The organism is Methylophilus sp. 3sh_L, assembly GCF_046766015.1.
Classification (GTDB): domain Bacteria; phylum Pseudomonadota; class Gammaproteobacteria; order Burkholderiales; family Methylophilaceae; genus Methylophilus.
The window spans coordinates 88,097-101,100 of record NZ_JBKOUF010000009.1; the positions used below are offsets into that span (position 1 = coordinate 88,097).

Sequence of the window (13,004 nt, forward strand, 5' to 3'; positions counted from 1 at the left end):
ATTATGAAAAATACTATTACAACTGTATGCATTGGTTTGCTTCTAACAGGGTGTGCGACCACTGGCTCAACTCCTCCAGTCCCAAATTCAAGTATTAAGCCCCAGGAGTTGCTTGAGGCAACTTACCAAAGTTGGCTTCGACAAGTCGCTGAGGAGTATCACTGCAACAATCCCCGAGTGATTGAAGTCCTGCCGAATGAAACAAAGGTTAAAGGTGTAATTTCAGAAAAGTGGGTTGCTGATGTCTGTGGGCAGACAAAGAACTTCTTCCCTATTCTGACCCCAGATGGCACAGGCGGCTATCTAAGAGCTATAGGTTCATAAACATGACTGAATTAATCAACTTGGCATTTAAAGATGCTGTTATCAGAAACCAAGTCAAAGAAATTAAAAGACTGCTTTCAGAAGGGGTTAACATTAACAGTATATTAAACAGTGATAGCGACACTGCCTTGCATTACGCTAGTTACCTTTTAATGCCAAAGCTTGTAGATTTCTTGATAGAGAATAAAGCCGATTTAAATGTAATTAATGAAAATGAGTACACGCCTCTCATGAATGCATGCTCTTCTGGGGGAGTGAAAGGTAGCGCCATTGCTTTGAAGCTTATTGAAGCAGGTGCTGACGTAACATATATCAGACAAAGCGATGAAAAAACTGCTCTAAACTGTGCTGTAGCAAACTTCATAGGTAAGAGCTGCTCCACTGAAGTCATTCAGGCCTTAATTGATAGAGGTGCCTGCGTTGATGGAGTTCCAAATGCAGTTCAGACTCCCCTTATGCTGGCCGCCAGAACTAATAATATCCAGTCTATCGAGATACTTTTGCAGAATGGAGCAAACCCCAGCCTTCCATCCGGCCTGCCTTGGGCAAAGGGATTCACAGCGGAGGAACTTGCAGCACATGAAGGTATGAAGAAAGCTTTTAAGTATCTAAGTGAGTACAGGCAGAACGGTTACAAGTTTGTATAGAAGCACATTGAAGCTTATTTAGAATATTTTAATGAAAATAATTGCCTTGCTCGTACTTTTATTCTCTTCAGAGCTGATGGCCTTTGAAGACTTCAGTATCGAAGAACGCTTTACAAAGCCTGTTAAGATTCCAGCTTCCATTACTTCACATCTAAATAAAGAGATTAGTGAAGACATGGCATTTTGCGAGGATTTAAAGCCTGAAGACATGCTTGAGGCTCAGATAGTCAGTTTGAATAAATCTTCAAAGGCTTACTTGGTAAAGCCAGCAACTATGTGCTTGTGTGGTGTTTATTATTGCCCTATGTGGATGTTTCAAATAAAGGGCAAGAAAACCAGCCTGATTTGGAGCGCTCCTGCCACTGGAGTAATGGCAATACTAAATACAAAAGCTAATGGGTATCCGCAAATAAAGGACTATGGAGGAGCTGCCTCACATGGCTATAAGTCAATCTGGACATGGAGTGGAAAGAAATACAAGGAAACTTACAGGCAAAACTACTCTACGGATGGCTTTAAAGGGTGCTTTGATGTAGAAACTTTTCGTTTAAAAGGCGAGAAGCTTGTTAGAGTTTCTAATGAGTGTCTTGAGGACTTACCAGAGCGGTGAAATTTCACCACAAATTTTCGTGGGGATATTGATAGTTTAAGGAGCGCGAAATACCCCCCGTGGCGGTCTCGAGGTGTGGCTTGACTCATCGCCCTTCCATTTTCCCCAACCATGCGCCAGACTGCTAGTAATCCCTGTAATTGTCGTTACATATAAGAAGACAAGACATGATAACTAAACCTACATTGTTCATCCTTGGGGCTGGGGCAAGCATCCCTTATGGGTTTCCTTCAGGTGCGGCTTTGAGAAGGCAAATATGTGAGGCTGCGGTTGGCTCTGAACCCCCATTGGCACTTGCTTTAGAGAAATATTTCGGAGTTAGTTGGCCTGAGTTCATCGATTTCGCAGAGTCTTTTAAACTTTCCAGAACAGCTTCAATAGACTCCTTTCTAAGCAGAAGGCCGGAGTTTTCAAGAATAGGCAAACTCTTCATTGCATCGCTGTTAGTACCTAAAGAAGATAAGGAAATATTTAATCTAAATATACAAGATGATTGGTATTTCGCTCTTTGGAATTGCTTAATCAGTAACGCGCACTCACTCAAACAACTGAAAAAAAACAACATTCAAATTTTCACCTTTAATTATGACCGTTCATTAGAGGTGTACTTACACGGCGCAATAATCAATACATTTAATGTGAGCGAAGAGGAAGCCATTGAAGCCCTGAGCTACTTTGAGATTCAACATGTATATGGCTCCCTAGGTGTATACGGTATGACTGATGACTTTCCAATGAACACAAGAGCATACAGTAACCATTGGAATATGCATTCAATTCAAGCTGCGGCCTCGACATTAAGAGTGATACCTGAAGCAAGGGATGATGACGCAATATTCAATAAAGCTAAGGATGCTTTTCGATGGGCACATAACGTCTGCTTCTTAGGTTTTGGATTTGACCCACTAAACGTTCAACGTCTCGGATTTAGAGAGTTGATTCATTCAGGGCATTTCAATTCTTTGCCTTACAAAGTTGTTGCTTCTACACTAGACAAGACACCTGCCGAAGTTGAGATGATTCACGAAGCGATTCTAGGAGTTACAGACTTTCATGACCAACAGGGCCGCCTTTGCTTGGATTGGAGTACTTACGACTCAGAAAATCTTTCAACATTGAGACGCTTTGCGTGGTTACTCCAGTAACCGACCTGTTTTGTATTGAATTAAGGCAATCAGAGAACCACTGTCAGAAAGTGGTCAGTTATGGACACCCTCTTTAAGTAACTCTCTCGCTACCAATTTTTCTGAATAGTTGATCAAATCAAAAGGGTATACATATCTATGTTACTTAATTCAGGATTACCTTAAGTTTCACTCCAAGCGCCCCGCCCTCTCTCCATGTCTCGATTAAGCCGGATGAGTCTACAGCCTCAAAGGCATACGATGAGCAAAAGGTGTTGTCAATGTGTTGACGGTTGATGCTAAGCGTTGCATTGTTTATTCCTTATATATGTTGAAATGTATATCAACGAGCTAGGAACATCACGCAAACGTAAGGTAAAAGCGCAAGGTAAAAATAAAAAACCTGTTATCCGTAACTTATTAATTAGTAACAGAAAACAGGCCTTATTTTACTGCTGGCGGAGAGAGAGGGATTCGAACCCTCGATAGAGTTGCCCCTATGCCACCTTTCCAGGGTGGTGACTTAAACCGCTCATCCATCTCTCCGAAAGAAGGCGGGATTATACCCATAAAAGTGGAAGACGCCAAATCATTTTGCGGCATTTATTCCAAGCTTAATTTAACGTCACTTACGTCTTTGCGGCGGCGTTCTGATTCACAGTCTGCTATCTTATAAAACAGTATAAAGTTGGCTAAAAGGCTTGCTTTTGTCATTTTTAAGGTTTAATGTTTAGCACACAAACATGCGGCTAAGCCTTATAAAATAAGGTGTTATCGTTTGTTTATCGCGATATCTTGTTGCGATTTGATGTATGCGGTTTGGAGAGCAGTTCTGCTACGATATTAATAGAAAAAACACAGGAGTTACTATGAGTTTGGATCTTCTCAAGGCCATGGGTGTTAAAGTCCCCTATAAAGCCAAATACGATAACTTTATCGGTGGAAAATGGGTTGCACCGGTCAAAGGCGAATATTTTGATGTCATCTCCCCCATTACCGGCAAGCCTTACACACAAGCTGCGCGCTCGAGTGCAGAGGATGTAGAGTTAGCCTTGGATGCAGCGCATGCAGCGGCCGATAAATGGGGCAAAACTTCTGTGGTTGAGCGCTCTAATCTGTTGCTGAAAATTGCGGACCGTATCGAGCAGAATCTTGAACTCATTGCGACCGCGGAAACTGTTGATAACGGTAAACCTATCCGTGAAACGATGAATGCAGACATTCCATTAGCGGCAGACCATTTCCGCTATTTTGCCGGGGCGTTACGTGCGCAAGAAGGCAGCATCAGCGAATTGGATGAACATACCGTTGCCTATCATTTTCACGAGCCACTAGGCGTGGTCGGCCAGATTATTCCATGGAACTTCCCTATTCTCATGGCTGCCTGGAAACTGGCGCCTGCGGTGGCGGCTGGTAACGTGGTCGTGATGAAGCCTGCAGAGTTCACACCAGTTAGCTTGCTGATCCTGCTGGAAGTTATCGCTGACTTGATTCCTCCAGGCGTGATTAACGTTGTTAACGGTTTTGGCCGTGAAGTGGGTGCGCCACTCTCCACCAGCAAGCGTATTGCCAAAATTGCTTTTACCGGCTCTACAGCAACGGGTCGTTATATTGCCCAGGCAGCGGCAAGCAACCTGATTCCAGCCACACTCGAATTGGGTGGTAAATCCCCCAACATCTTCTTTAAAGATATTATGTCTGCCGACGATGACTTCCTGGATAAAGCGGTCGAAGGCTTGGTGCTATTTGCATTTAACCAGGGCGAGGTCTGTACCTGCCCTTCCCGTGCGTTAATTCAGGAATCCATTTACGACAAATTTATGGAGCGCGTATTGCCACGCGTTGCCGCCATCAAACAAGGTAACCCGCTCGACCCTAATACCATGATTGGTGCTCAAGCCTCCCAAGACCAGGTTAACAAGATCCTGTCTTATATGGATATTGGCCGTCAGGAAGGCGCGCAATTGCTGTGTGGTGGCGAGCGTAATGTATTGAGTGGTGATCTGGCTGAAGGCTACTACATCAAGCCTACGCTGTTCAAAGGCCACAACAAAATGCGTATTTTCCAGGAAGAAATTTTTGGGCCTGTGCTGGCCGTGACCACATTTAAAGATGAAGCCGAAGCGCTGAGCATCGCTAACGACACGATCTTTGGGTTGGGTTCAGGTGTTTGGTCACGTGATGGCAGCCGTGCCTACCGTATGGGCCGTGGCATTAAAGCTGGGCGCGTATGGACCAACTGCTACCATGCTTATCCTGCGCATGCGGCATTTGGTGGCTACAAAGAGTCCGGTATCGGCCGCGAAACCCATAAAATGATGCTGGATCACTACCAGCAAACCAAAAACTTACTGGTCAGCTACAACCCGAAAAAACTGGGATTCTTCTAAATCTCAAAGGGCATTTTAAATAAGTATTTGTTTGATCTAAAGGAGCGAATTTTTCGCTCCTTTTTTCATCTATCATCAGAACAACATAGACAGGGGAAGCGTATGACTGAACGTGTTTCTGCAACGCCAGCGGCGATTGCACTGATTGAGCAATTAACAGCCCAGCATGGCCCGATTGTATTTTTTCAATCTGGCGGCTGTTGTGAGGGCAGCGGACCGATGTGCCTGCCTGTAGCTGAATATAAAGCCAGCCCGATGGATGTGAAGTTGGGGACGTTACCTGGCGGGGCTATTTTTTACATGAGCGACAGCCACTTCAGTTTTATGCACAGCACGCATACTATTTTGGATGCCATGCCTGGCTCAAGTGGCTCTTTTTCACTCGATTGCGGTAGTGGCATGGCTTTTATCACGCGCGGGCGTTTATATTCTGATGAAGAGCTGGCGACACTCAAACCAGAAGAGCGCGTTGGACTTTAAATAAAGAAAGCCAAATAAAAAAGGCATCCGCAGATGCCTTTTTTCGAATGGTTACATTAGAAGCCCAGACTCTCCAGCAGGTCATCCACCTGCTCCTGGTTGGCGACCACGTCCACGGTATTATGTGGATCAATTTGCGGGCCATTCATCAGTGAGTCTTCGTCTTTTTTAGCTGAAGGGGAAAAGTCTACCAATACCTGCACCAGCTGCCGCTCTAGATCCTGAGCCAGTGAAGTCACTTTTTTAATCACTTGGCCAGTCAAATCCTGGAAGTCTTGCGCCATCATGATATCCATCAGCAAAGACTTGGTGGTCGACGTATGCTGATTGACCAGCGACATATAGTCCAGTGTTTCACGCACAACCACATCATATTCAGATTTGAGTGCTGCACGTTGCATAATTTCTTCCCAGCGCTGTTTCAACACAGCAGCGCGGTCAGCAAGCTCAGATTGCAATGGAGTTGCCAGGTCAGTCGCATTTAATACGCGCTCAGCAGCCTGCTCTGTCATCCTGGCGACGTAGCTGAGGCGATCGCGTGCATCGGGTATTTCCTGCGCGACTTGCTCCAGCACTTTGTCGTAGCCCAGCGCACTTAAGTTATCGTGCAAAGAACGGGTCATGTGCCCAATCCGGCTGATCATTTCCTCTTGCTGATTGGGGCTCATGGAGGAAATCATGGCAGAGGCAATCTCCACCGCGGCATGATCCTGATTAGGATTGATAGCTTCGGTCATGGTTACACCTCGCCTTTTTCCAATTTTTCAAAGATTTTGGATAATTTCTCTTCAAGGGTCGCAGCAGTAAAAGGCTTCACCACATAGCCGTTGGCTTTGGCCTGGGCGGCTGCAATAATGTTTTCTTTTTTAGCCTCTGCGGTCACCATTAACACCGGTAATTTGGATAATTTGCTATCCGCGCGGATGTTCTGCAACATGGTTAAGCCGTCCATGTTAGGCATGTTCCAGTCAGAAACCACAAACTCAAAGTCACCATTGCGCAACTTGTTGAGGGCATCTGCGCCATCTTCTGCCTCTTCAACGTTGTTATAACCAAGTTCTTTAAGCAGGTTGCGCACAATTCTACGCATCGTAGAAAAATCATCCACTACCAGAAATTTAGTATTTGGGTTGCCCATTTGTTACTCCGCTATCATTTAATTACTAATCCCGTAGCCTGTATTATGGAACGAACCATGGTCAATGCTAATCAGGATAAAGCTGGGATTTACCGGTTTATTCCACAGTGTGTTAAACACGAATGGCACGTTCACTATTGGCAGCCAGATGTTGCAAGACCATGCGTGGCAGGTCTTTTAAATGCCCGACTTCGTGCACACCGCCATGGGCGACTGCCTCTCGCGGCATGCCATAAACGACACAGCTTTCTTCATTTTGGGCAAAGTTATAAGAACCTGCATTTTTCATGCGTAGCATGCCAGCCGCGCCATCTTTACCCATGCCGGTGAGGATAATCCCCACTGCGTTTTTACCGGCATTGACAGCCGCTGAATCAAACAATACATCGACTGACGGTTTATGTCTATTCACCGGCTCACTGTCGGAAAGACGCGTGACGTAGTTTGCACCGCTTCTGGCAAGTAACAGATGCTGGTCACCTGGCGCAATATATGCGTGACCAGGCAAAACGCGCTCACCTTCTTCGGCTTCCTTGACGGCAATTTTACATAAGCTGTCCAAACGGCTTGCAAACGATTTGGTAAAGCCCGCAGGCATGTGTTGGGTAATCAAAATGCCTGGACAATCTGACGGCATTTGCATTAAAAAAGATTTAATCGCTTCGGTGCCGCCGGTAGAGGCGCCAATGATCAATAGTTTTTCACTACTGATCAACGGGTTGCGGATAGCGCTTTGCTGTACTTGGGTGTTGGAGGCTTTGGCGATGCTTTGCAGGGTGCTAATTTTGGCCCTGGCAGCAACGCGGATTTTATCCGTGATTTCGGCGGCGTATTGCTGCATGCCTTGGGTAATGCCCATTTTAGGCTTGGTGACAAAGTCGGTTGCACCCAACTCCAGGGCTCGCAAAGTGATCTCAGAGCCCTTTTCGGTCAGCGTGGAGACCATGAGTACGGGCATCGGGCGTAACCGCATGAGTTTTTCTAAAAAATCCAGACCGTCCATCCGTGGCATTTCCACGTCCAGCGTCAGCACATCCGGATTAAGTTGTTTGATCATCTCACGTGCCACCAGTGGGTCCGGGGCGGTACCAACCACTTCCAGATCCTTGGTGTCGTTAATGATTTCGCTCAACAAACTGCGTATCAATGCCGAGTCGTCAATCACCAGCACTTTTGTTTTCATGGCATAACCCCTTGTTTTAATTATTATTAGAACAAATCGATATCTCCACCCACATCGTTGGTTTGCAGCTTGCTGGAGTAAGCTTGCTCGCGTTTGACCAAGGTGTAGTTGTTCAATTGTTTCAGTTTTTTAACCAGTACTTTACCCGTTTTGGGAAAGAAATAAACCTTGCGGGGATAAATATCCAGCAAATCTTCACCGGTCACTTTAATCCCTTCTTCTTTAAGATATTTTTTGACAAATGCAGCATTGCGGTCTCCCACGTTATTAGTGGTGAAACTGCGCAACACGTTGCCGCCGCCAAAGATTTTGGCTTCCAGGTTTTCACGCTTGGCGCCATTGCGCAACAGCTGGTTGATCAGGACTTCCATCGCATACGTGCCATAACGCATGGATTCTGAAATGGGGCTGTCTTTATCTGCACTGCCACCTTCGGGCAACATAAAATGATTCATGCCGCCAATGCCTGTACGGCTGTCACGGATACAGGCTGAAACACAAGAGCCCAGCACAGTCACAATCAACATGTCTTTGTCTGTATAGTAATACTCCCCTGGTGAAATTTTGGCAGCGTTGCAATTAAACGTTCTGTCAAAATACAGGGTGTTAGAAATTTCTTCTTGCATGACACTCATAGCGATTTCCGATGCGTAAAGAGGCTGGAACGTGCCGCGCCACTGGTTTTTAATTTATAGACGGTTTTTCCTAACAGCTGCAGGTGATCAGACACATATAAAAAGTTTTCTGAATGACCAGCCAATAACAAGCTGTCTTCATGCATGAGGGTGACAAATTTATCAATGATTTTGCCTTGGGTCGGTTTGTCAAAATAGATCATGACATTTCGGCAGAAAATCACATCAAAGCCATCATGAAATGGCCATTGTCCATCCAGTAAATTCAGTTGATGAAAATTGATTAATTCGCGGACTGCTTTTTTGACCCGCACCAAGCCATCATGCTTGCCGGTGCCGCGCTCAAAAAACTTGCGTACGCGTGTTTCATCCATTTTCTTGACCCGGTCTAGCGGGTAAACCCCTGCACTTGCCGTAGCCAGTACATTGGTGTCGATGTCCGTGGCAATAATTTCCACAGGTGGTTTGAGGCTATTGAAAGCCTCGCAAGCGGTGATGGCAATCGAATAAGGCTCTTCGCCAGTCGATGCTGCAGAACACCAGATGCGTAAAGGTTTGCCTCGCCTGTTGGCTGAGAGCTTGACCAGATGCTCAGCCAAAATCGGGAAATGATGTTCTTCCCGAAAAAATGAGGTCAGGTTGGTGGTCAGGGCATTGGTAAATGCCTGCCACTCATCAGCGTTGTTTTGTTGCTCTAGCGTGTCCAGATAGTGTTTGAAACTATTCATGTCCAGCGCGCGCAACCGCCTACCGATTCGGCTGTAAACCATATCGGTCTTTGCATCGGATAATGAAATGCCTGCATGGCGATAAATCAGGCTTTTAATTCTGACGAAATCATCGCGCGTAAACAAAAACTCGCGATCTTCTTGCTCTTGTTTTTTTAATGCACTCACTTCGTTATCCTATGCAAATCCGTGGGCGTACACTGGCCTGAATTAAGCGCGTGTCGTGTTAATACGCTCTCTCATTTGTGAAATAGCCAAGTCAACTTGCTGCTCATCTTTCACTTGGGTTTCATAGCTGTTTTTAGCATACTTGCTACGCTCTTGCATTTGCGAAATCGCTAAAGCAGCCGCTTTGTCTTCAGCACGGCGGTTTTGTGCTTCTGGCGTTTGTGCAGCAAATGGATGCAAGGCTTCCTTGTACTGTTTCACAACGTCAGCCGCTTTAGGCTCACGCGCAACAGCGGCTTTAATCGCCATTTTGGTTGCACGGTAGTTCCAGTCCTGGATACGGTCATCCATGTCAGCTTTGCTGTCGATGAATACACCCACACAGATAAATACATCATCTGCTTCTTCCAGAGGAATGGTGCCATCGGCAACACAATCCATCACTGCCATCGCTACACCACGTTGAGCCGGGCCAAACATTTGGGTTGCCTGGCGGCCGTCTTTGATGGTCACCTTGTTAAACATTACGGTGTTTGGTTTTACCATCATGTTTGGCGCTGCAATCGCCAACAAACCGTTTACGCCTTGTTTTTGGTCGGTGAGCGTACGACAAAATGCGTCTTCTGCAGCGCTACCGCGTGGTCCCATAATCAAATCGATGTGGGCCACATTTTTCAAGTCCAAACCACCTTCTGGACGCTCTTCGATGACCAAACCTTCGCCAATCAATACTCGATCAATCACTGCCATTTTTAACTCCTAATATAAAAAGTACTACTTTATTAAAGGGCGATCGCTACCCTGCCCTAACCGTTGCTAACCTGACGATAGTTATCGTCCCAGTCCGCATTTCCTGCATGGTGGCTGGACGCTTTTGACTGTCCATCCACAATAAACACACCTACTGCGGTCGCCAATTCATTGGCATGATCCATCAGGGATTCAGCCGCAGCTGCAGCCTGTTCAACCAGGGCTGTATTTTGCTGCGTCACATCATCCATGCGGATGACCGCATCATTAACCATCGCAATGCCGGCACTTTGTTCGTTTGAAGCCGAGGCAATTTCACCAATAATCACACTGACCCGTTTTACCGAGTCCACGATTTCGTGCATGGTGTTCCCAGCTTCCTGCACCTGGCGGCTGCCTTCTGCCGTTTTGCTCACAGAGTTGGTAATCAATTCTTTAATTTCACGTGCGGCCACAGAAGAGCGTTGTGCCAGGCTACCCACTTCTGCAGCGACCACGGCAAAACCGCGCCCTTGTTCACCCGCACGCGCCGCTTCGACTGCTGCGTTCAGTGCCAGGATATTGGTCTGGAAAGCAATGCCGTCAATCACAGAAATAATGTCTTCAATCTTGCGCGCGCTCTCATTGATATCGCTCATGGTCGCGACTACCGCACCAACCACCTCGCCACCTTTAACGGCAACTTGTGAAGCCTGTGCAGCTAAGTTATTCGCCTGCTTGGCATTTTCGGCATTCTGTTTGACAGTCGAAGCCAGCTCATCCATGCTGGACGCTGTTTTTTCCAGGTTGGCGGCTTGATCTTCAGTCCGGCGGCTCAGGTCAGCATTGCCCTGGGCAATCTCTTTGGCGGCAATATTGATAGACTCGGCTGCTGTTTTCACGGTCAACACCGGCTCTACAATCATGTCCAGTGTATTGTTCATGCCTTGCACAATCTTGCGGTAATCGCCCGGATGTCTGTCAGCATTCGCACGTACGGTGACACGTCCTTCTTTTGCCGCTTCGGCCAGCATTTGGGCGTCAGCATTTAAGGCTTTGAGGTTGCTACGTACCTGTTCAATTGTTTTGTTAATGTTGGCTTTGAGGCCTGGAAACTGCTCCAGTGGCGCATCGAAGTTGCCATCACCAAAGGCTTGAACACAGGCCATGGCTTTTTGATTCAATTCAATGTGGCCGGCCACAATATTGTTAATACTTTCAGCCAATAATGAGAACTGGCCTCTGAACATGTCTGCACGCAAGGTCATATCAATATTGCCTTTTTCATGCTCGGCATTGACCCAGTTCACAGAATCCACAATGCCTTTCAGGTTGCCACGAATACGGTCAACGCTCTTGTTCATGGCGGCTTTTTTACCTGGCATAGTTTCCAGTTGGGCAGTCAAGTCACCCCGGCCTATGCTGTCCATCACGGCAATAAAGCGCTCTGTTTCACCCACATAACCATCTACCATCCGATTCACAACCTCGGCCACAACCTTAAAGTCGCCATTAAACTGCGCACTATCCAAACGAGCATCGGTTTCACCTTCAGCATGATTTTTAGACATGACAGTCAGCGCTTGCGTTAATGTCTGCACGTTAGACTTCAAGTGATCAAAGCCTTGATTAAAGGCATGCAAGTGCTCTGGCAACGGTTCAAGTTGCACATTGAGTTCACCACGGCCCAATGCAGCGATTGCGCGTCCGGCTTTCTCCATGCTTGCGGCATGCATATTCAAAAGATGGTTGACGCTTGTAGCGACCTGACCCAGCTCACCGGCAAATGCATGCACTTCGAGCTCTGCTTGCACGTTTCCTTTGGCGTGTGCTGCCTCCAAGGCGGCTACTTGCTGCTTGAAGTGCGCCAGGCTGGCTTTTGATTGATTCACAGCACCAATCAAAGAGTCTGGGTTATTAGACTCGGAGACAGAAAAGTCGCCTTTAGCCAATGATTGTGCTGCTGCGAGCGCTTGCTGCGGCTCGCCGCCAACGGTCCGTTTGACGGTAGTGATCAGCGCGCAGGCCATCACCATGGCAAATAGTGTCAAGCCGGCATGCAGGACATAGCCCATGCCTGATCCGGTATTCAATCCCAGTGGTGCCAACAGACTTAATCCCAATGCACCCAGCATCACTGTCAGTTGCAATAAAAGTTTAGTACGGGAAATTGTTCCAGCAAGCGCACCCCATTGGTCAGTGAACATGCGTTTCACTCCTTTTATCCAAATCCATAATATTTATTGTTTGGTCTATTTATCGACCTATGTCAGCGATTATTAAGCATGCAAGCCTGATTTGAATTGCATGTAAAAAGGGGAAACTTGGTTCTTTTGCGGTAATTGCAGCCCTAAAGAAATGAATATCGCCCTAATTAGTTGCCGTGGATGGACTTGGGGCATCGCTGGTGCGTACTGATCGCGTAGCCAGTGGCAATAGACAGCTGAGACCGCCATTGCCACTGATACACTATCGTCTTAAATTAAAAGGTCTCCCAGCCATGATCATGGGTGCCCGTTTTGAGTGGCAGATCAAAGCGCGGGGTATTGGCGTGTGACCAGCTGCCAGCGCCGGACGCTGGACGATGGTTCACCTGTGCCTGGGCACGGCCATTTCCGGGGCGTGATGGTTGTTTGTGCTTGACTGAGTGAGCGCCACTGGCCATCCCGTCCAACTTGAACTGACTAATCGCCTCAGTCAGCTGGTTGGCCTGATCAACCAGGGATTCCGCCGCAGCGGCGGCTTCTTCAACCAAGGCCGCGTTCTGTTGCGTGGTTTCATCCATGCTGGTCACCGCCTGGTTCACCTGATCAATGCCAGTGGTCTGTTCAGTAGAAGCCGCTGAAAT

General features: G+C 46.9%; 13 protein-coding genes, 1 tRNA gene and 1 pseudogene. 6 read left to right on the top strand and 9 right to left on the bottom strand.

Annotation, left to right across the window (positions count from 1 at the left end):
• Window positions 1-3 precede the first annotated feature (3 nt).
• From ACIDF8_RS14310 to ACIDF8_RS14325, 4 genes are all read left to right on the top strand, one after another.
• Window positions 4-324, top strand: coding sequence for a hypothetical protein (locus ACIDF8_RS14310; protein WP_412011290.1), 321 nt, complete (start codon window positions 4-6; stop codon window positions 322-324).
• A 2-nt stretch (window positions 325-326) separates the two neighbouring features.
• Window positions 327-971, top strand: a complete 645-nt coding sequence (locus ACIDF8_RS14315; protein WP_412011291.1) for an ankyrin repeat domain-containing protein — start codon at window positions 327-329, stop codon at window positions 969-971.
• Between the two features lie 31 nt (window positions 972-1,002).
• Window positions 1,003-1,581: a hypothetical protein gene (locus ACIDF8_RS14320; RefSeq protein WP_412011292.1), complete on the top strand. Its 579-nt coding sequence runs from the start codon at window positions 1,003-1,005 to the stop codon at window positions 1,579-1,581.
• 167 nt (window positions 1,582-1,748) lie between these two features.
• The gene (locus ACIDF8_RS14325; RefSeq protein WP_412011293.1) at window positions 1,749-2,726 is read left to right on the top strand and encodes a hypothetical protein; all 978 of its coding nucleotides are present in this window, start codon (window positions 1,749-1,751) and stop codon (window positions 2,724-2,726) included.
• Window positions 2,727-3,161: 435 nt separating this feature from the next.
• Here the strand turns inward: ACIDF8_RS14325 and ACIDF8_RS14330 are convergent.
• Window positions 3,162-3,251 (bottom strand) — tRNA-Ser (locus ACIDF8_RS14330).
• Between the two features lie 323 nt (window positions 3,252-3,574).
• On the opposite strand from ACIDF8_RS14330, the gene ACIDF8_RS14335 reads away from it, so the two are divergent.
• Window positions 3,575-5,095, top strand: coding sequence for an aldehyde dehydrogenase family protein (locus tag ACIDF8_RS14335; RefSeq protein WP_412011294.1), 1,521 nt, complete (start codon window positions 3,575-3,577; stop codon window positions 5,093-5,095).
• 102 nt (window positions 5,096-5,197) lie between these two features.
• Window positions 5,198-5,575 (top strand): DUF779 domain-containing protein, encoded by a 378-nt coding sequence (locus ACIDF8_RS14340; RefSeq protein ID WP_412011295.1) that lies wholly within the window; start codon window positions 5,198-5,200, stop codon window positions 5,573-5,575.
• Window positions 5,576-5,631: 56 nt separating this feature from the next.
• Here ACIDF8_RS14340 and cheZ read toward each other — a convergent pair whose 3' ends face one another.
• The 8 genes and pseudogenes from cheZ to ACIDF8_RS14380 form a co-directional block, all read right to left on the bottom strand.
• Entirely contained in the window at window positions 5,632-6,312 is a 681-nt protein-coding gene (gene cheZ / locus ACIDF8_RS14345) for a protein phosphatase CheZ (protein ID WP_412011296.1), read from the bottom strand.
• A gap of 2 nt (window positions 6,313-6,314) precedes the next feature.
• Window positions 6,315-6,713, bottom strand: a complete 399-nt coding sequence (gene cheY, locus ACIDF8_RS14350; protein WP_412011297.1) for a chemotaxis response regulator CheY — start codon at window positions 6,711-6,713, stop codon at window positions 6,315-6,317.
• Window positions 6,714-6,825: 112 nt separating this feature from the next.
• Window positions 6,826-7,896, bottom strand: a complete 1,071-nt coding sequence (locus tag ACIDF8_RS14355) for a protein-glutamate methylesterase/protein-glutamine glutaminase (protein ID WP_412011298.1) — start codon at window positions 7,894-7,896, stop codon at window positions 6,826-6,828.
• 26 nt (window positions 7,897-7,922) lie between these two features.
• Window positions 7,923-8,531 (bottom strand): chemoreceptor glutamine deamidase CheD, encoded by a 609-nt coding sequence (gene cheD / locus ACIDF8_RS14360; RefSeq protein ID WP_124551641.1) that lies wholly within the window; start codon window positions 8,529-8,531, stop codon window positions 7,923-7,925.
• Window positions 8,528-9,427: a CheR family methyltransferase gene (locus ACIDF8_RS14365; protein ID WP_412011299.1), complete on the bottom strand. Its 900-nt coding sequence runs from the start codon at window positions 9,425-9,427 to the stop codon at window positions 8,528-8,530. The genes cheD and ACIDF8_RS14365 overlap by 4 nt, the downstream gene beginning before the upstream one ends.
• A gap of 42 nt (window positions 9,428-9,469) precedes the next feature.
• The gene (gene fae, locus ACIDF8_RS14370; RefSeq protein WP_412011300.1) at window positions 9,470-10,177 is read right to left on the bottom strand and encodes a formaldehyde-activating enzyme; all 708 of its coding nucleotides are present in this window, start codon (window positions 10,175-10,177) and stop codon (window positions 9,470-9,472) included.
• Between the two features lie 56 nt (window positions 10,178-10,233).
• On the bottom strand, window positions 10,234-12,363 hold the full coding sequence (locus tag ACIDF8_RS14375) for a methyl-accepting chemotaxis protein (protein WP_412011301.1): 2,130 nt from the start codon (window positions 12,361-12,363) through the stop codon (window positions 10,234-10,236).
• Window positions 12,364-12,638: 275 nt separating this feature from the next.
• A pseudogene (locus ACIDF8_RS14380) lies at window positions 12,639-13,004 on the bottom strand (chemotaxis protein); the annotation flags it as partial.